The 20,415-nt window shown below is 37.6% G+C and carries 12 protein-coding genes; all 12 read left to right on the top strand.

Going from position 1 to position 20,415, the window contains the following annotated elements; translation table 11 throughout:
* The 12 genes from ACDG22_RS01495 (at nt 1) to ACDG22_RS01440 (ending at nt 20,361) form a co-directional block, all read left to right on the top strand.
* Nucleotides 1–1,479 (top strand): RagB/SusD family nutrient uptake outer membrane protein, encoded by a 1,479-nt coding sequence (locus ACDG22_RS01495; protein WP_007569810.1) that lies wholly within the window; start codon nt 1–3, stop codon nt 1,477–1,479.
* 98 nt (nt 1,480–1,577) lie between these two features.
* The gene (locus ACDG22_RS01490; RefSeq protein WP_270230815.1) at nt 1,578–2,936 is read left to right on the top strand and encodes a glucoamylase family protein; all 1,359 of its coding nucleotides are present in this window, start codon (nt 1,578–1,580) and stop codon (nt 2,934–2,936) included.
* 119 nt (nt 2,937–3,055) lie between these two features.
* Entirely contained in the window at nt 3,056–4,009 is a 954-nt protein-coding gene (locus tag ACDG22_RS01485) for an IS110 family RNA-guided transposase (RefSeq protein ID WP_007566304.1), read from the top strand.
* A gap of 565 nt (nt 4,010–4,574) precedes the next feature.
* The gene (bglX, locus tag ACDG22_RS01480) at nt 4,575–6,875 is read left to right on the top strand and encodes a beta-glucosidase BglX (protein WP_270230139.1); all 2,301 of its coding nucleotides are present in this window, start codon (nt 4,575–4,577) and stop codon (nt 6,873–6,875) included.
* Between the two features lie 334 nt (nt 6,876–7,209).
* Nucleotides 7,210–8,397 carry a glycoside hydrolase family 76 protein gene (locus ACDG22_RS01475; protein ID WP_270230138.1) on the top strand — a complete coding sequence of 396 codons (1,188 nt, stop codon included), beginning with the start codon at nt 7,210–7,212 and terminating at the stop codon, nt 8,395–8,397.
* Between the two features lie 12 nt (nt 8,398–8,409).
* Complete coding sequence (locus ACDG22_RS01470; protein WP_022125589.1) at nt 8,410–9,879, top strand: glycoside hydrolase family 125 protein; 1,470 nt, start codon at nt 8,410–8,412, stop codon at nt 9,877–9,879.
* 181 nt (nt 9,880–10,060) lie between these two features.
* Nucleotides 10,061–13,072, top strand: a complete 3,012-nt coding sequence (locus tag ACDG22_RS01465) for a SusC/RagA family TonB-linked outer membrane protein (RefSeq protein WP_370858848.1) — start codon at nt 10,061–10,063, stop codon at nt 13,070–13,072.
* A 12-nt stretch (nt 13,073–13,084) separates the two neighbouring features.
* A complete protein-coding gene (locus ACDG22_RS01460; protein WP_118483282.1) occupies nt 13,085–14,704 on the top strand; it encodes a RagB/SusD family nutrient uptake outer membrane protein in 1,620 nt (539 codons plus the stop codon).
* Between the two features lie 27 nt (nt 14,705–14,731).
* Nucleotides 14,732–15,892 (top strand): SusE domain-containing protein, encoded by a 1,161-nt coding sequence (locus tag ACDG22_RS01455; RefSeq protein WP_270672828.1) that lies wholly within the window; start codon nt 14,732–14,734, stop codon nt 15,890–15,892.
* A gap of 7 nt (nt 15,893–15,899) precedes the next feature.
* Nucleotides 15,900–17,024, top strand: a complete 1,125-nt coding sequence (locus ACDG22_RS01450; RefSeq protein WP_007567526.1) for a glycoside hydrolase family 76 protein — start codon at nt 15,900–15,902, stop codon at nt 17,022–17,024.
* 659 nt (nt 17,025–17,683) lie between these two features.
* The gene (locus ACDG22_RS01445) at nt 17,684–19,639 is read left to right on the top strand and encodes a glycoside hydrolase family 97 protein (RefSeq protein ID WP_270230135.1); all 1,956 of its coding nucleotides are present in this window, start codon (nt 17,684–17,686) and stop codon (nt 19,637–19,639) included.
* 20 nt (nt 19,640–19,659) lie between these two features.
* Nucleotides 19,660–20,361 (top strand): SGNH/GDSL hydrolase family protein, encoded by a 702-nt coding sequence (locus ACDG22_RS01440; protein ID WP_270230134.1) that lies wholly within the window; start codon nt 19,660–19,662, stop codon nt 20,359–20,361.
* Nucleotides 20,362–20,415 lie beyond the last annotated feature (54 nt).

Here is a 20,415-nt window from a genome sequence, read left to right as displayed (position 1 = left end):
ATGAAAAGTCTTAAGATAAAAAATATATTATTGTGTGCATTTGCTGCCACAACATTATTGTCTTCCTGCTCCGATTTTTTGGATAAATTGCCGGAAAATAAGGTAGACGAAGAGAAAGTTGACTATACGAACCTGAATAATATGTACCAGCCGGTGTCTGGTGTTTATGCCAAATTGCGTCAGAGAGGTTCTCACTGGATTGTATGGGGAGCTACAGTAGTACGTGATGATGATGTTTCTACCGGACGAATTGATGATCAGGCTGATTTGGTGGCTATTGATCAGAGTTATAATTATAATGCAGGTTTTTGGGGAACCAATGAAGCATGGATGGTTTACTATGATATCATCAAAGTTGCAAATGCAGCACTGGAAGCCCTTGATAATTATGCCGTAAATATTGTTTCGGAGGCAGATGGAAAACGTTATGAAGAATATACAGGTGAAGTAAAATTTATTCGTGCATACTGCTATTATCGTCTGACAGAGTTATTTGGCCCGGTTACTATCTTGCGTGACAATAAGCAGACAGATATGACTCGCTCTACAGTCAATGCTGTTTATCGTTATATGCTGAGTGATCTGGAATACTCTATGACATATTTGCCACGTATCCGCCCTAATGAATATACAGACCGTATCGGAGCTGTTTCTGCTTTTACAGCTGAAATGCTGGCTGCTAAAGTTTATATGGAGCAGGGAAACTGGTCGGAAGTTGAAAGACTGACAGATGATATTATTGGTAGTAAGAAATTCTCTTTGTACAGTGATTTCAACAATCTGTTCAAGATTCCAGGTAAGCTTTGCGATGAATCTTTGTTCGAAATGCAGTTTACTGACTTTGGAAATGGTTCGGGAGAAGTTGTTGTTTCGGATAGCTGGTTCACATTCCAGGGACCTTTGAATGATGGTAATATATCTGGATGGGGCTTTATCAGTCCGACCAAAGCTTTCCGTCAGTGGGCTGCAGAACGTGGTGAGACTATTCGTGCTACTACTACTTTCTTAATGGCAGGTGAAACTACTCAGGAAGGTGATTTCATTAAAGCACCAGCTAGTGATGTTGCTCCAGATTGCTTCAATGGCAAGGCATATACTCCGTCTAACCAGATGACTGAAGGGCGCACAGAGTATGGAACAAATAATAATATTCGTGTATTCCGCTATGCAGAAGTCCTTTTGATGAATGCGGAAGCTAAAGTTCGTCAGAATAAAGATGGTGATATTTCATTCAATTTGGTTCGTAAGCGTGCAGGAATGCCTGAACTGGAAGATGTGACACTTGACCAGATTATGGACGAACGTCGTATGGAACTTGCTTTAGAATGGGGTGAACGATATAACGATTTGCGTCGTACCGGGAAATTGAGTGAGGTATTAGGTCCGTTGGGATGGACTTCTGGAAAGGAATATTATCCGGTTCCTACAGCTCAGATAGACATCTCTTCTACTTTGGAAAATGAGCCAAAGGATGAATAAAGGTAGATAGTTTTTTTGAAGGTAGCTTTCAGGAGTTTATCACGTATGTGCAGGTGATGCTCCTGAAAGTATTATAAACCGATAATCTGTAAATTCTTATGTGGAAATATTTTTGTGGTCTGTGTGCATTGTTTTTGCTTTCATGTACATCTACGTCCAAAGAAAAAACTTTAAGTATAACCGAACAGACAGCATCTCGTCCGGATTCTTTTGCTTCGGACAGCGTGATGTTAGATTATATACAAAAGGTGCATTTTAACTATATGTGGGATGGAGCAGAAAAGGCATCTGGTCTGGCTCCTGAACGTATTCATCTGGATGGAAACTATCCTCAGAATGATTCTTCAGTAGTTACTACGGGAGGAAGTGGATTTGGTATCGCAGGTATTCTGGTTGCTATTGATAGAAAATTTATTTCTCGGGAAGAAGGAGTAGCACGTTTACATAAAATCGTAGACTATCTTACACGTGCCGATCGTTTTCACGGAGTATGGCCCCACTGGCTTGATGGACCGACAGGGAAAGTTAAACCTTTTGGAACGAAAGATGATGGAGGCGATCTGGTGGAAAGCTGTTTCGTTATGCAAAGCTTACTTTGTGTCCGCCAGTATTTCGAAAATGGAAATCAGGAAGAACAGCAGTTGTGTACAAAGATTAATAAATTGTGGCATGAAATGGAGTTCGATTGGTATCAGAACGGCAAGGATGTCATCTATTGGCATTGGTCGCCCAATTATGGCTGGGAAATGAACTTTCCTCTCGAAGGCTATAATGAAGCTTTGATTGTCTATGTATTAGCTGCATCTTCACCTACTCATCCTGTTCCTGCTTCTGCATATCATAATGGATGGGCGCGAGGAGGAGATATCAAAACTTCAGCTGTACCATATGGACTGCCTCTGGAATTGAAGCATAATGGTGCGGAAGAATTGGGAGGACCGTTATTCTGGGCTCACTATTCGTATATAGGACTTGATCCTCGTAAGATTAAAGATAGATATGCTGATTACTGGAATGTAGTACGGAATCATGCTTTATCCGACTATAGATATTGTGTAGAGAATCCTAAGAAATTTAAAGGTTATGGTGAAAACTGCTGGGGACTTACAGCCAGTTATTCTGTGAAAGGATATGCTGCACATTGTCCGGGTGAAAATGATTTGGGAGTAATTACTCCTACTGCAGCTTTATCTAGTTTCCCTTATACTCCTGAAGAATCAATGCGTGCCTTGAAATATTTCTATTCAAAAGGTGACAGCATATGGGGAACTTATGGCTTTTATGATGCATTTTCAGAAACGGATAACTGGACTGTACCGCATTATCTGGCCATTGATCAGTGTACAATTGCGCCAATGATAGAAAACTATCGTAGCGGATTATTGTGGAACTTATTTATGAGTTGTCCTGAAATTCAGGCAGGACTGAAGAATTTGGGTTTTGAAGTTAAGAAGTGATTTATTTTAATTAGAAAGAAATAATGAAATACCCATGAGATAAAAAATCACGCCCAAGAGAATGTAAATAGTCAAGCTGAAGTTACCTTTGTATAGTGTAACCCTAAAATGTATCAGTTATGGCAGAAGTGACATTCCCTCAGTTGATACAGCGCGCTTGCGGTATCGACGTCCACCTGAAGGTTGTGGTGGCGACAATTGACGGAGCAGGCATCCAACGCGAGACCCGCTCATTCAAAACCTTCACGAGTTCTTTGAATGAATTGAAAGAATGGCTATTGTCCAATGGTGTAACGCATGTGGGAATGGAGAGTACCGGTGTTTACTGGAAGCCGGTTTATAAGGTTCTTGAAGATTCCATTCCCAATGTCTGGATAGTCAATGCCCGTCACATTAAGAATGTTCCGGGTCACAAGACAGACAAGATGGACAGCGAATGGATCTGCAAGCTTCTTCTGGCAGGTCTTCTCAAACCGAGCTATATTCCTCCCAAGGAGCAGCGTCAGCTTCGTGACCTGACGCGTTACCGGAACAAGCTTATTCAGCAGATAGCTTCAGAGAAGAACCGTATGATGCGTATTCTTGAAGACTGCAACATCAAGCTTTCAAGTGTAGTAAGTAATACAAGCGGTACGACAGCTACTTCTCTTATTGATATGCTTTGTGAAGGCAAAGTCCTTACTCTTGATGATATAAATTCAGTTTATCACGGTAAACTGTCAGCCAGTCCTGAAGAATTGCTTGAGGCGTGTACCGGTTTTGTTGAAGAGCATCACATTTATCTTCTTCAGATGATCCGAAAGGATATAGACCAGACTCAGACTTTGGTTGATGATTTGTCCGAACGTATAAAGAGACTGTTGTCCAAGTACGAGAATGTCCTTGAACTTCTCAGGGAGATTCCCGGTTTTAGCACCAAGGTTGTAGAGGATCTGGTTTCTGAGATAGGTCTTGACATGTCCCACTTCCCTTCTGAAAAGCATCTTTCGTCCTGGGCCGGTCTTTCTCCGGGCAACAACGAGAGTGCGGGTAAAAAAAAAGCGCACGAATCACTCACGGAAACAAACAGGTAAAGGCGGTAATCACAGAAGCCGCATGGGCTGCGACCCGTACAAAGAATACGTTTTTTAGTGAGAGATACCATCGTATAGCTGCCCGCAGAGGAAAGAAACGTGCCTTGATTGCAGTGGGACATTCTCAGTTGATATCCGTTTATCTGATACTGAGTACAGGGTCCCGTTACCATGAACTTGGAGCACAATATATGCAATCCAAGATAGAGCAGAAACGCAAGGTATATTTGTCTTCTGAACTTAAAAAGCTTGGATACAATGTCTCACTTACTAAAGTTCCACAAGCTGTAACACTGAACTAATAATATAGACCAAAGGCCGACTTTTACTGGAATTACCATAGCCCGACAATGAAATTGGTCTCAACAGCTAAGCGCCAAAGATTGTGACTTATGTACACGTGTATGAAACTTTTAAATTCTTAGCTGTTGCTATTTATTATTGTACAATAGCCGCACTTGTGTTCTCATAAGTGCTAATCTTTCTTTTATCCAAAACCTCGGATTTATATCAATTTTAGTATAAACCTGTCCTACTTTGTGTGTAGGACGCTTAATATTTACGTATGAAAAAGACAACATTCTTTTTAGTGACTTCTTTGTGTATGTCGGCTGCTATGTTTGCCGGGAACAAGAAATCACTGTTGCCTAAAGATGAGGGTAATATGGATAAGTTCGTGACCGAACTGATGAGCAAGATGACTCTTCAGGAAAAATTAGGTCAGTTGAACTTGCCTGTAACAGGTAATATAACAACGGGACAGGCTAAAAGTAGTGATGTAGCCGGAAAAATCAGCCGCGGAGAAGTAGGAGGCTTATTTAATCTGAAAGGAGTAAAGGCAATCCGTGAAATGCAGGAACTGGCTGTTGAGAAAAGCCGTCTGGGCATTCCCTTGCTCTTTGGTATGGATGTAATTCATGGATATGAAACAGTTTTCCCTATTCCTTTGGGACTTTCTTGTACCTGGGATATGGAAGCAATAGAAAAATCTGCTCGTATTGCCGCTGTTGAGGCGAGTGCCGATGGTATTTGCTGGACTTTTAGCCCGATGGTAGATATCTGTCGCGATGCACGTTGGGGCCGTGTTTCAGAAGGTAATGGAGAAGATCCCTATCTGGGCTCTGAGATTGCAAAAGCTATGGTCAGAGGCTATCAGGGAGAGAAGATGGAGAGAAATGACGAAGTTATGGCTTGTGTAAAGCATTTTGCATTATATGGTGCTATCGAAGCTGGTCGTGATTACAATACTGTAGACATGAGCCGTAACAGAATGTTTAATGAATATTTTCCTCCTTATAAAGCAGCAGCAGAAGCTGGTGCTGGTAGCTTTATGAGCTCATTTAATGAGGTCGACGGAATACCTGCAACCGCTAATCGCTGGTTGATGACGGATGTTCTGCGTAATCAGTGGGGATTTGACGGTTTTGTAGTTACTGACTATACGGCAATTGCTGAGATGGTTGATCACGGTATCGGTGATTTACAAGAAGTATCTGCACGTGCACTAAAGGCTGGTACGGATATGGATATGGTAGCTGATGGTTTCATCGGAACACTCGAAAAGTCGCTGAAGGAAGGAAAAGTCAGCATGCAGGATATCGATACAGCTTGTCGTCGTATGCTGGAAGCTAAATATAAGTTAGGTCTGTTTGAAGATCCGTATAAATATTGTGATTTAAAACGTCCGGCTAAAGACTTATACAATGCAGAACACCGTGCTGAAGCTCGTAGAATAGCCGCAGAATCATTTGTTTTATTGAAGAATCAGAACAATCTCTTGCCTTTACAGAAAAAAGGAAATATTGCATTGATTGGTCCTTTGGCTAACACTCGTACCAATATGCCTGGTACATGGAGTGTAGCTGCTACTCCTCAGCGCTATAGCACACTTCTGGAAGGACTTCAAAGAGCTGTTGGTAATCAGGCTAATGTTCTTTATGCACAAGGAAGTAATTTGATGTACGATGCCGACTATCAGACTCGTGCTACAATGTTTGGGCGTGAAATACCTCGTGGAGATGATAAGAAGCTATTAGAAGAAGCCTTGAATGTTGCAGCACAAGCTGATGTCATCGTTGCTGCATTAGGAGAATCTTCTGAAATGAGTGGTGAATGTAGTAGTCGTACAGAGTTGGAAATGCCTGATGCGCAGAGAGATTTATTGGATGCTTTGTTGAAAACAGGTAAGCCTGTTGTGTTAGTTCATTTTTCAGGACGTCCTACAGTAATGACATGGGAACAACAACATGTTCCGTCAATCTTGAATGTCTGGTTTGGAGGAAGTGAATCGGCTGATGCTATATGTGATGTCTTGTTTGGTGACGTTTGTCCAAGTGGAAAGCTTACAGCAACCTTCCCACAGAATGTCGGACAATTGCCAATGAACTACAATCATAAAAATACGGGTCGACCTCTTGCAGAAGGAAGATGGTTTGAGAAGTTCCGTAGCAATTATATTGATGTCTCGAATGATCCTTTATATCCTTTTGGATATGGATTGAGCTATACAACATTTGCTTATTCAGATATGCAGTTGAGTGCGGATTCTATGAATAAACAAAATGGTGAGCTGACAGCTTCTATTACAGTTACGAATACAGGAAATTACGATGCAGACGAAATTGTTCAGTTGTATATCCGTGATATTGTTGGCAGCATTACCCGTCCTGTAAAAGAGTTGAAAGGTTTCCAGCGTATACACTTGAAGAAAGGAGAGAGTAAGAAAGTTTCCTTTAAGATTACTCCTGAACTTCTTAAATTTTATGATTACGACCTGAATTATGTCTGTGAGCCGGGAGATTTTAATGTAATGATAGGCTCAAATAGTCAGGATGTGTTTGTCTTGAAATTTACTGTTACAGAATAAAGAGAAATAAAAAATCTCTAAAAGAACAGATTATAAATTATATAAAAAGTCATAGCAAGATTTATTTCTGAGATCATGCTATGGCTTTTTCTTTTTTTATCTTCTCCCTATTCTGAAAAGTATTATGCTATGCCGTATGAGATGCTGAATAACATAATTGACATATATAAATACATTTATGTCATGGATGTATACAATAGGGAGGCCTTTAGCAATTTACATATTTCTTGTGCGTTACATGATTGTCAGTTTTGGATATAAAAAAAACGTATTGTTAAATTATCTTTGCTGCAACTTAAATGAGTGAAAGGCGTTTAATTAGATTATTAAAGATATGAAAAACCAAATCTTAATCCTGTTTATAGGGTGTTTATTCATATTTAGTGGGTGTCACAAAGTAAAACATGAATCTGATTTTGCAAGCTATGCCATGACGTTAATGGATAGTACTTTGATGTATTATAAAGTACCTGGTCAGGTCCTGTTTTATGAAACATATCCTAAACGTGATGCGGATCTGGTTACCTATTTAGCAGGAGCTGACACCATACGTAAGAATAGAGTTGCTTATTTATGGCCGACTTCAGGTATGTTTTCAGCTTTGAATGCTTTGCAGAAAACTACAGGCGATAAGAAATATGAGAACATGATTGAATCTGTAATCTTACCGGGCCTGGAATGTTACTTTGATTCATTGCGTGTACCGGGTTGTTATCAATCTTATCTTACAGAAAGTGGAAAGTCGGATCGTTTTTATGATGATAATCTTTGGTTAGGATTAGACTTCTTGGATCTGTATGAACAAACAGGAAATGATGCTTATTTAGCTTCAGCACGCAATATTTGGAGTTTTATAGAAAGTGGTTGCGATTCAATTCTAGGAGGTGGAGTTTACTGGTGTGAGCAAAAAAAAGAATCTAAGAATACATGTTCGAATGCTCCGGCAGCAGTGCTGGCTTTACGGTTGTATTCATTGACTAAAGAGAAACACTTTTTTAGAATGGGGCAGGATCTATATTATTGGACGAAGAAGAATTTACAAGACCCTGCTGATTTTCTTTATTTTGATAATATTACTTTGGATGGTAGTGTAAATAGAACCAAGTTTCAATATAATGCAGGACAGATGTTGCAAGCTTCAGTGCTATTGTATAATCTGACAAAAGAGAATTTATATTTAGAAGAAGCGCAACGTTTGGCGTCGGCATGTGGTCAATATTTTTTTGAAGACTTTGTAGCTGAAGATGGCGAATCATTTAAGGCAATAAAAAATGGAAATGTTTGGTTTGTTGCCATTATGCTGAGGGGATTTGAGGAGCTGTATAAAGTAGATCGTAATCCTGTTTATTTGAATAGTTTTAAGAAAACATTGCAATATATGTGGGAACATAACCCCAATCAGAATATGCTGTTTGACGATGATTGCTTTGTAGAAAAAAGAAATGAAAGTAAAAATACGAAGTGGTTACTTACTCAAGCAGCGATGATAGAAATGTATGCAAGATTAGCAAAAATAAAGTAAAATATAATAGTTATGAAAAACTCAGTTAGTTTAAAAAGTGTATTGTTGTGTACACTTATTGGAGCCAGCTTTATGTCAGAAAACGGTTATGCTTCTTCGTTAGTAGAGCCATTTCCTGTTGCAGTTCGTGAGAGTACACAAGATTATGTGTCACAACGTCCGGAAGTTTCAAAACGTTTATTTCATTCGAAAGCTGTTGAGGCTAAGATACAAGAGGTAAAGAAGCTGTTGACTAATCCTTATTTAAGATGGATGTTCGAAAATTGTTTCCCGAATACCCTTGATACTACCGTGCATTATCGTACTCAGGATGGTGATGATGATACATTTGTGTATACGGGTGATATTCATGCCATGTGGTTACGTGATTCTGGCGCACAAGTATGGCCATATGTAGATCTGGCTAATGAAGATCCGGCTTTGAAAAAAATGCTTAGAGGAGTGATTCTTCGTCAGTGGAAATGTATCAATATTGATCCTTATGCAAATGGGTTTAATGATGGTCCGGTTGGTGGAGAATGGATGAGTGATAAAACAGATATGAAACCAGAACTTCATGAGCGTAAGTGGGAGATTGATTCTTTGTGTTATCCTTTACGTTTGGCTTATCACTATTGGAAAATTACAGGTGATGCATCTGTCTTTGGAGATTTATGGCTTGAAGCTATTCAAAATATATTGACTACTTTTAAGGATCAGCAACGTAAAGACGGACGTGGCTCATATTCTTTCCAAAGAAAAACAGAACGTGCTTTGGATACGATGACGAATGAGGGATGGGGAAATCCGGTGAAGCCTGTAGGTTTGATAGCTTCTTCTTTCCGTCCTTCTGATGATGCTTCTACATTCCAGTTTCTGATTCCTTCTAATTTCTTTGCTGTTACTTCTTTGAGAAAAGCGGCAGAAATTTTAAAGCAGGTTAATAAAAAACCAGAATTAGCTAAGCAGTGTACTGATTTGGCTGATGAAGTTGAGAAAGCTTTACGGAAGTATGCGATTTACAACCATCCTAAATATGGTAAGATCTACGCTTATGAAGTAGATGGATTTGGAAATTATCTGTTAATGGATGATGCAAATGTTCCTAGTTTGCTGGCAATGCCTTATTTGGGAGATGTTGATGTAAACGACCCTATTTATCAGAATACACGTCGTTTTGTCTGGAGTGAAGATAATCCTTATTTCTTTAAAGGAAAAGTAGGCGAAGGAATAGGTGGACCTCATATTGGTTATGATATGGTATGGCCTATGAGTATTATGATGAAAGCTTTTACCAGTCAGGATGATAAAGAAATTCAGTCTTGTATAAAAATGCTGATGACTACGGATGCGGGAACTGGTTTTATGCATGAATCTTTCCATAAGGATAATGCAGAGAAGTTTACTCGTCCTTGGTTCGCATGGCAGAATACATTATTTGGTGAGCTGATACTGAAATTGATTGCAGATGGCAAACTGGAACTGCTGAATGGAATAAAGTAATAAGATGATAATTTGTATTCTATCTTATTTTTCGAAGCTTTGTATAGAAGATGTATAACTTAAATCAATAAAAATGAATACTAATTTAAAAATGTTAGCTGCTCTGGCGGCCATTACATTAACCTCACCTGTTGCTACTCTTTATGCAACTGTAGGCGGTCAGGAAGTATCGCAAGCTGTGATGACAATCCGGGGAAATGTAAAGGATGTAAATGGAGAGCCGTTGATAGGAGTCAGCATTTCAGTGAAAGGTAGGTCGGGACAGGGAACTGTTACCGATATAGATGGTAACTTCACCCTTCAGTGTGAAAAGGGAAATGTGTTGTCTTTTTCTTATATCGGATATAAGACAACAGAAGTGAAGGTCGGAAATAAGTCTGATCTGATGATTACATTGCAGGAAGATACGGAACAACTGGAAGAAGTTATCGTTGTAGGATATGGTACTACTACGCGTAAAAGTGCAGTAGGTTCTGTCAGTCAGGTAAAATCTGAAGCAATCACTAAGCGTCCTGTAGCTAATGTTACACAAGCCTTACAGGGTGCAGCACCGGGAGTAATTGTCCAACAGACAAGCTATAACCCTAACGATAATAAAACTAACTTTAATATTCGAGGTATCAGTACGCTGAATGATAATAGTCCGTTGATTGTAATTGATGGAATTGTGTCTGATGGAGGAAGTTTCAATAAGTTGAACCCGAATGATATTGAGAATATATCTGTATTGAAGGATGCTGGTACAGCCGCTATTTACGGATCACGTTCGGCAAATGGTGTAATCGTGGTAACTACTAAATCTGGTAAAAAGAATGAAAAACCAACAGTACGTTTAAATGGTTCTGTGGGTTGGCAAAATCCTGATATTTTATTCTCTCCGGTAGCTGGGTATCAGAATGCAACCTTAACAAACTTGGCTAATACAAATGTTGGAAATGATCCGAAATTTACTCCAGAGCAGATTCGTGATTTAGCTGCACATCAGAGTGAAGAAAGTTGGTTCTACGATCAGATTATGCGTACAGCTTTACAGCAGAATTATAATCTGAGTGTTTCAGGAGGATCTGCTAATACGACCTATATGGTTTCTATGGGATATTTTGATCAGGAAAGTAATTATGTAGGTAACAAGAATTTCGGAGTGGAACGTTATAACTTCCGTACAAATATAAATACAGAGGTTGGTCGTTTCAAATTGAATGCAATTCTGGCATATACGCGTAATAATAGTATTAGTACTACTGGTAGTAGTCTGGAAATTGATGCAGAACGTGTTCCGACTTACTATTATTATAAAATGAAATCGGCAGACGGACGCTATTTATTGAATGATATTTTATCTGAGTTTAACCCTTTAGGAGCGTTGGAAGCAGGCGGATTCAATAAATATCGTAATAATTACTTAAATGCGAATGTTTCTGCTGAGATGAAGATTATTGATGGGCTTTCTTTAAAAGGAGTTTTGGGAGCAGATGTAATCAATGATACTCGTTTTACCAGAAATAATGCTGTAGAATATTATGCAAGTGAAGACGCTACTACTCCAAGACCTGTTAATTTAGCGAATAATAAAACCAGTAACTGGAATAGTGATGCGTATCTGATAAATACTCAGCTTTTATTGAACTACAATAAAACTTTTGGTAAACATACTGTAAATGGACTGTTTGGTGTTACAAATGAATCGTATACCTATACTGCCAATGAAATTGAAAAGAAATATGTTGATCCAGATTTAGGAATCGGTACAGATACTACTACGGGAGAAGCTGGTAATATAACAGGAAAGACTTCTGTAGACGATACTAATCGTACTAGTCTTACTTCCTTGTTGGGTCGTGTCGGATATTCTTATGCTGATAAGTACTATGGAGAGTTCAGTTTCCGTTATGATGGATCTTCGAAATTCCATAAAGATTACAGATGGGGATTCTTCCCTTCAGTATCTTTGGGATGGCGTTTATCAGAAGAAAACTTTATGAGTTTCTATAAAGAGAAGGTAGGCGATTTGAAGTTACGTACTTCATTTGGTATACTGGGAAGTCAAGCTATCGGTACTTACGACCGTTTTACAACTTATACAGTATATGATAATAATTATGCTTATGGTAATTCGGTTGTTTCAGGAGCTGGCTTTGCTTTAGGATTGAATGATTTGACTTGGGAAAAAACAAAAACATTTAATATAGGTGTAGATGCTTCTTTTTTCAATAATCAATTGAATCTTACATTTGATTATTTTTACAAACGTACAACTGATATTTTGATGAAGCCTATAGTTCCTACTGTTTTTGGAACAGATATGCCAATGGATAATATCGGTGAAATGCAAAATCAAGGATGGGAAATAGGTATTAACTACAATATACGTACAGGTCAGGTTCAGCACGGCTTTAGCCTTAACTTGAGTGACTCTTATAATAAGGTTTTAAAATTCCCTGGTCATGAGCAAATTAAAAAGGCTGATGAACTGGAACGTATCATTCGTGAAGGTGTACCTTTGAACTCTTATTATGGTTATAAGACTGACGGATATTTCCAGAGTTATGAGGAGATCGAAGCTTCTGCTATTCCTGTTGGAGGTAAAGTGCAACCTGGTGATGTGAAATTTGTTGATAGAAATAACGATGGAGTTATTGATTCAAAAGACCGCTTTATCTTAGGAAACGCATTCCCTCGATATACATTTGGATTTACTTATAATCTTTCTTGGAAAGGACTTGATTTCAGTATGTTCTGGCAGGGAGTCGGAAAACGTGATATGATGTTGCGTGGTGAATTGATTGAACCGTTACATAGTAATTATTCATATAATATATTCAAACATCAGCTTGATTTCTGGACTCCAACAAATACGGATGCAACTTGGCCTCGTCTAGCAGCTCCAGGTTCTGACTCGAATAAAAATAACTATGGAACTGGTTCTGACATGCAGATTCTTGATGGTAAATACATGCGTTTGAAGAATTTGGTGATAGGATATACACTTCCTAAATCTTGGTCGAAGAAAGTGGGAATGGAAAAACTTAGAGTATACGTGAGCGGAGAAAACTTATTGACTTTCAGTAATAATAGTTTTATTGATCCTGAATCAACTGAGTTTGACTCTAAGATGTCTGCAGGTGGAGCTAATAGTGGACGTTCTTATCCGACATTGCGTTATTATGGTTTTGGTATTGATGTGGAATTTTAATAATGTGACTTTATGAAATTAAAAACATATATGTTGTATGTTGTAAGTGCAATGATGTTATTGGCTGCTTGCAATGACATGGAAAATGTACCTACAAATAAATTTACTGATAATAGTTATTGGACATCGGAGGCAAAGGCACAGAATGTGGTGAACATGGCCTATAGCCAGATGTATGATGCAGGGAAAATGTGGTCGGATGAAAGTTTGAGCGATAATGTAATTGACGGCCGTACTGTAACTGATCAACGTGCTATCCGTAAAGGGCAGGCAACACCTTCTATAGGTGTTTTTGATAGTGAGTGGAAAAATTTGTATGGTGGAATTAAAACTTGCCATGTATTTTTGGAAAAGGTAGATTTGGTTCCTAATATGAATCCTGCTGCAAAGGCTCGTATGATAGCTGAGATTCGTTTTATCCGTGCTGCTATTTATTTCCGTCTTGTAAATTTCTATGGTGATGTACCATTCTTTACAAAAGACATAACACTGGATGAAGCAAATTCAATAAGTCGTACATCTGCTGCTACTGTTCTTCAGTTTATCCATGATGAATTGGAAGATATTAAAGATGATCTGCCAATTAATACTGCTTTATCGGCAGACGAACAGGGTAAAATTACGAAAGGTGCAGTAAGCATGTTGCAGGCACGTGTATACTTGATGGAAGGAAACTGGGATAAAGTAATTACCTATACAGATAATCTTATCAACAATCAAGGTGAATATGGTACCTATGACTTGTACCCTTCTTACAGAGGATTGTTTGAGGAAGAAAATGAGTATAATCAGGAAGTAATAATGGACCGTTCATATGTAAAGAAACTCTTGACTTGGGGAGATATGGTAGATATGGCTCCATTGAGTGTTGGAGGTAGAGCTATAAATCGTGTTCCTCAACAGTCGTTGGTTGATAGTTATATCATGCTGAATGGAAAGAGAATCGATGAACAGGGAAGTAATTACAATAAAGATTATCCATATGCCAATAGAGATCCTCGTATGACTGCTACTATTATATATGATGGATATGATTGGAGCGGTAATGTAAATGATGGAAGCCAGGGTACTGTTATACATATTGATCCCAATACTTCGACAACTGTTGATAAATACGTTTATGGTAGTAATAATACCGCTACAGGTTACTATGTACGTAAATATTATAGTCCACAAGATGCCGGTGATTTGAATTCTGGCTTGAATATCATTACAATGCGTTATGCCGATGTGCTGTTAATGTATGCTGAAGCTAAATTCGAAAAAGGTGAATTTACTGAAGACATTTGGAATATGACTATCAAACGTATCAGAGAAAGAGCTGGATTTACTGATTCAGGTGCATTGGAATATCCTTCTCTGTCTTCAGATGATATGCGAAAACTGATTCGTAACGAACGCCGTTGTGAACTGGCTATGGAAGGATTAAGATGGTTTGATATTAAGCGCTGGAAAGCAGGTTCAGAATATTTGACAGGCAATGTTGAAGGTGCTACTTTTGATGGAGTTGGTACAATTCGTGTAGACTCTTATAACTTTAATGAACAAAGAGATTATTTATGGGCTGTGCCTCAAAGCCAGATTGACTTGAATCATAATTTGGCTCCTAATAATCCTGGATATGCAAACTGATTAACTTTAAATATTTAAATACTTATAATGATGAAACTAAGATTTTTTTATGTATTTGCAATGTGCATGACTGTATTGTTTTCTACATCATGTACTAAAGATATGGAATATAAGGATGTACAAGTTAGTCCTGTAACTCAGTTGTATGAACCGACAGATGGTCAGAGTGTAACACTGGTTGCTTCGTCTACAGCTTCACTTTTCTTTGAATGGGCTGCAGCAAAAGCTGAAGATAGTGGCTCGCCTTTGTATGAGGTTGTTTTTGATAAAGAAGATGGTAATTTTACAAATCCGATTTATCGTGTTGTTGCTGATAATAACGGGGTTCGTAATTATGCAACAATAACTCATAAAGTGTTGGATAAGATTGGTAAAGCAGCTGGTATTAATGGTGGAGAAACCGGAACTGTAAAATGGACAGTTGTTGCTTCCAGAGGTTTAAATTCAGCGATGGCTACTGAAGCAAGAACTTTGACCATTACTTGTTTGAAAGGATTTACTGAATTACCTAATCAGGTTTATTTGACAGGTGAAGCTACAGAAGGAGGAACAGATATTGCACAAGCAGTTCCTTGTTCGATGCCTAATGAATTAGGTGTGTTTGAAGTGTTCACTAAATTGGAGGAGGGTAAGTCTTATCGACTGGTTGATAATAACTCTGCTGATGCCAAGTCTTATTATATCAATGAAAGTGGTGTTATCATTGAAGGTCAGGGTGAAACTACTGTAAATAAAGGTGGTGTTTACCGTATTGTATTAGACTTTACAACGGCTTCTGTCAAGATGACTGAAATCCAGAGTATGGGATTCTTCTTCTGTCCTAGCAATGAGGTTACTTTTGAGCTTCCTTATAAAGGTAATGGTGTATTTGAAGGAGAAGATCTGATTGAATTTAAACAGGAAAGCTGGGGTAGAGACCAACGTTATAAGTTCTTGATGACATATGCTGATGGTACAACACAAATGTGGGGAACTAAGAATACAACAGATAGTGCTCCAGGAGAAGCTACAGCTGATGATCCTTATTTCTATATAGCTGACACTCCTAATAACCAATGGGATCAGAAATGGAAACTGAATAATGAATTCGATGGAGCTGCTGATGGAGCTAATCCGGGAGCTGTTACTCGTATTTCTGTTATTTTCTCTGGAGATAATTATACACATCATGTAGAACTTGTTAAGTGATAGAACTATGAAATATAAGTTATTATTCTTTTTTATTACAGGAATGCTTTTAGCTTCCTGTAGTAAGATTGAAGATGAATATGTATATGATACTGGTTATGCTATAGACTGGAGTGCGGCAGCAGATAGTGCCAGCTCTACTTTGCCGGAACGTTTTTGGAATGAAGAAGGGTATTTTAATTATGAAAACGATGGAAATGGCACTGGTTTCCAGTATTGGCCACAGGCACAGGCAATGGATGTAATTATCGATGCTTACTTGCGTAGTGGAAATACTAAATACTCCGATCTTTTTACTCCATGGTATGAAGGTATTAAAGTAAAGAATGGCAATTCATATTGGAATAATTTTTATGATGATATGGAATGGATAGCTCTTACGATGGTACGTTTGTATGAAACCACTCAAGATGAAAAGTACCTGAATACGGCTAAAGAGTTATGGGGATATATTGAAGGTGGTTGGAATGAAGAGTATGGCGGTGGCGGTATCGCATGGAAATCTGATCAGCGTTGGAGTAAAAATGCTTGTTCAAATGGCCCTGCTGCTTTATTAGCAATGCGTCTTTATTCAGTAACTCAAGATGAAGTATATAAAAATTGGGGAATCAAAATTTATGCATGGCTGCGTGAGAATCTGTTTAACAAGGCTACTGGAGCTGTTTATGATAATTTAAATGGCGAAACAGGTGAAATTGGTAGTTTCTCATTGAGTTACAATCAGGGTACTTTCTTGGGTGCAGCACACGAATTATATAAGGTTACAGGTGAAGCAAATTATTTAAAGGATGCACGTAAAGCTGCTTACTTCTGTATTAGTGATGCTGGTATGATTGATAGTGGTAATAATGTGCTACGTGATGAAGGTTCTGGTGATGGTGGCTTTTTCAAAGGTATTTTTATGCGTTATTTCGTCAAATTAATCATGGAGCCGGATTTAGATGAGCTTTATCGTAAAAAATTTGAGACATTCTTTAATAATAATGCAGAAGTTTTATGGCGTAAGGGTGTAAATAAGTTAGATATTTTATTTAGTACTAACTGGACTACACCTGCTTCTGGTAGCACTCAGCTTGGTGCACAGACTAGTGGATGTGCACTTATAGAAGCGAGATCCTTGTGGGGTAAATAACTAGGAACACTTGGTCTTAAAAATGTAAAAATACAGAAGTCTTAAGATCTGATTGAAAATCTTTTTTGAAACTTTTTTCTGTTTCTATGGATTATTATCATGAAATAGAAAAAAGTTTCGAAAAGGATTTGAGAAACAATTAAAATCAATAATTGAAAAACACTTTATTTCATCGTGTAAATTTTTTAGTTTACCTCTAACATAAGTAATAATCTTAGATTTTGCTAAAGCTCTGATTGTAATAAATATAACGGCTATAAAGTTGAAAGATAGTTCCATTCAAAATCTTATATTTATTAGTCTTAGACATTTTAAGAACATTGATTTGGGCGATGTATCTTTCTCTTTTTGTAAACGTTATATCATACTTTTTAAAATCAGACAAAGGATATTTGTTTCTTGAATTTTTTTGTTGATTGGGGATTCGGGTATATAAGTAAACGGCGAAAAGGTTGGGATAATGTTTTTAATGGGAAATGATAGGTAAAATCAGGAAAGAGATTATGTTAATATAAATTGAGATAGTAATGTCATTGGGTTATAGCTCAATATCTTATAAACCAATGGAAACAAGGAAGTATATCTAATTAATGAAGCGTTTAGGAGTAGTGTACAGAAATTTTGTTTATTGATAACTTTATTTGGATGATAAGAATGCTATGAGAAAAGGAATGTTATTGTTCGGATTTTTGGGAATATTTTGCTGTTGTTCTAATGTACAGGGAAGATCTCTTGATGTCCAATCTCCTGATGGAAAACTTAAGGTTGTAGTCGATTTGAAAGAGAAAATATATTATTCTGTGATTTCTCAAAATGATACAATTCTTAAAGATTGTACATTGTCTATGACTTTATCAGATGATGTTTTAGGGGCAAAACCAAGTCTTCAAAATATAAAGAGGGGAAAGATTGACAAAGAAGTACTGCGTCCTATCCCATTAAAAAATGCATTAGTCCGGAATTATTGTAATACTCTTCGTATGAATATGAAGGGCAATTATTCTGTTGAGTTTAGAGCTTATGATAATGGAATTGCTTATCGTTTTGTAACTGATAGAAAAAATGAGCTTGAGGTATTAGACGAAGAATTTACTATCCATTTCCCGACTAATTATTGGGCTCATTTGTCTAAGACTTCAGGATTTAAGACTTCATATGAAAATCCATATTCTCATTTGAATACAATGGATTATAAGTCGTCGGATGAAATGAGTTATTTCCCGGTTTTATTAGAGAGTCCGCAGGGATATAATATATTGATTTCGGAGGCTGATTTAGATGATTATCCTTGTATGTTTGTGAAGGGGACAGATAAGAATGGATTGACTGCTGTTTTTCCGAAATGCCCTTTGGAGTTTGGAGATGACGGAGATCGTAGCGTAAAGATTCTTAAAGAAGCTAATTACATCGCTAAGACAGAAGGAAAGCGAACTTTTCCGTGGCGTTTCTTTATGATTTCTTCCGATGATAAAGATATTTTGAGTAATGAAATGGTTTATAACTTGTCTTCTCCTTGTGAATTGGAAGATTATAGTTGGGTAAAACCAGGACAAGTAAGTTGGGAATGGTGGAATGGAGCTACTCCTTATGGTCCTGATGTAAATTTTGTATCCGGTTTTAATATGGATACCTATAAATACTTTATTGATTTCGCAGCTAAGTATCATATCCCTTATATATTGATGGATGAAGGATGGGCTTTGAGTACACGTGATCCTTATACTCCTAATCCTCAAGTTAATGTACATGAAATAATCCGTTATGGAAAAGAAAAAGGAGTTGGAGTCTTGTTGTGGCTTACTTGGCTTACTGTTGAGAACCATTTTGATGTGTTTAAAACTTTTTCTGATTGGGGAGTAGCAGGTATTAAGATTGATTTTATGGATCGTAGTGATCAGTGGATGGTCAATTATTATGAACGGGTAGCAAAAGAAGCCGCAAAATATCATTTGTTGATTGATTTCCATGGTTCATTCAAACCAGCAGGATTGGAGTATCGTTATCCTAATATTTTGTCTTATGAAGGTGTTCGCGGAATGGAACAAATGGGGGGATGTTATCCAGATAATAGTTTGTACTTACCTTTCATGCGAAATGCTGTAGGTCCAATGGATTATACACCTGGAGCCATGATCAGTATGCAACCTGAAGTCTATAGAGCAGACCGCCCGAATGCAGCTAGTATCGGAACTCGTGCTTATCAACTTGCTCTTTATGTCGTATTCGAAAGTGGGGTTCAAATGCTGGCTGATAATCCAACTCTATACTATCGCAATCCTGATTGTACAGATTTTATAACAAAAGTACCTGTTACATGGGATGAAACGAAAATATTAGATGCTAAGATTGGTGAATATGTAGTACTAGCCAGACGAAAGGGTGATAAATGGTTTATTGGTGCAATCTGTAACGGAAAGGAAGCTTCACGTAGATTTACTTTATCTTTTGACTTTTTGGATAAAGCTAGAACTTACCGTATGACTTCATTTGAGGATGGTATTAATGCTGATAGACAAGCAATGGATTATCGCAAAAAAGAACATCAGGTTAATTCTTCTGATAAATTAAATATTAAATTGGTACGTAATGGGGGATGGGCAGCTGTTGTAGAGTAAATTTTATATAATAAAGTGTTATGAGAACAAAACTATTGGTAAAATATTTGGGTATAGGAATTGTTTCCTTTAGTTTAACGTGTACGCATATAAATGCACAGGGTCGAGATTTTGGTGGCTTAAATCGTTATGCTCAAGAGAATAAAGATATAACTATTTCTCACAAAACTGTAAAAGTTGTTTTTATGGGGAATTCTATAACAGAGGGTTGGGTGAATACCCACCCTGCTTTCTTTACAGATAATGGATATGTGGGACGTGGTATTAGTGGGCAGACCTCATATCAGTTCTTGTTGCGTTTTCGTGAAGATGTTATAAAGCTATCTCCGTCATTGGTCGTTATTAATGCGGGTACTAATGATGTTGCAGAGAACACATGTGCTTATAATGAAGAGTATACTTTTGGAAATATAATATCTATGGTAGAACTGGCTGAGGCGCATAAAATAAAGGTTATACTAACTTCGACGTTGCCGGCTGCTGCTTTTGGCTGGAATCCAGCGATTAAAGATGCGCAAAAGAAAATAGCTTCTCTTAATGCACGAATCAAAAAATATGCCTATCAACATAAGATACCTTATGTAGATTATTACGGAAAAATGGTTTATGGAGAAAATGGAGCTCTTAATCCTAAATATACAAAAGATGGTGTTCACCCTACTGCCGAAGGATATATAGTTATGGAAACATTAATAAAAGAAGCCATTGATAAAGTTTTATAATTAATGGTGATTTTGAAAACTGTCATGTTGATAAAGTATGGCAGAAGGAGTTTT

The organism is Phocaeicola coprocola, assembly GCF_041333015.1.
Taxonomy (GTDB): domain Bacteria; phylum Bacteroidota; class Bacteroidia; order Bacteroidales; family Bacteroidaceae; genus Phocaeicola; species Phocaeicola coprocola.
Note: the sequence above shows the minus strand (reverse complement) of the source record. Positions and strands in the feature narration are given on the sequence as shown.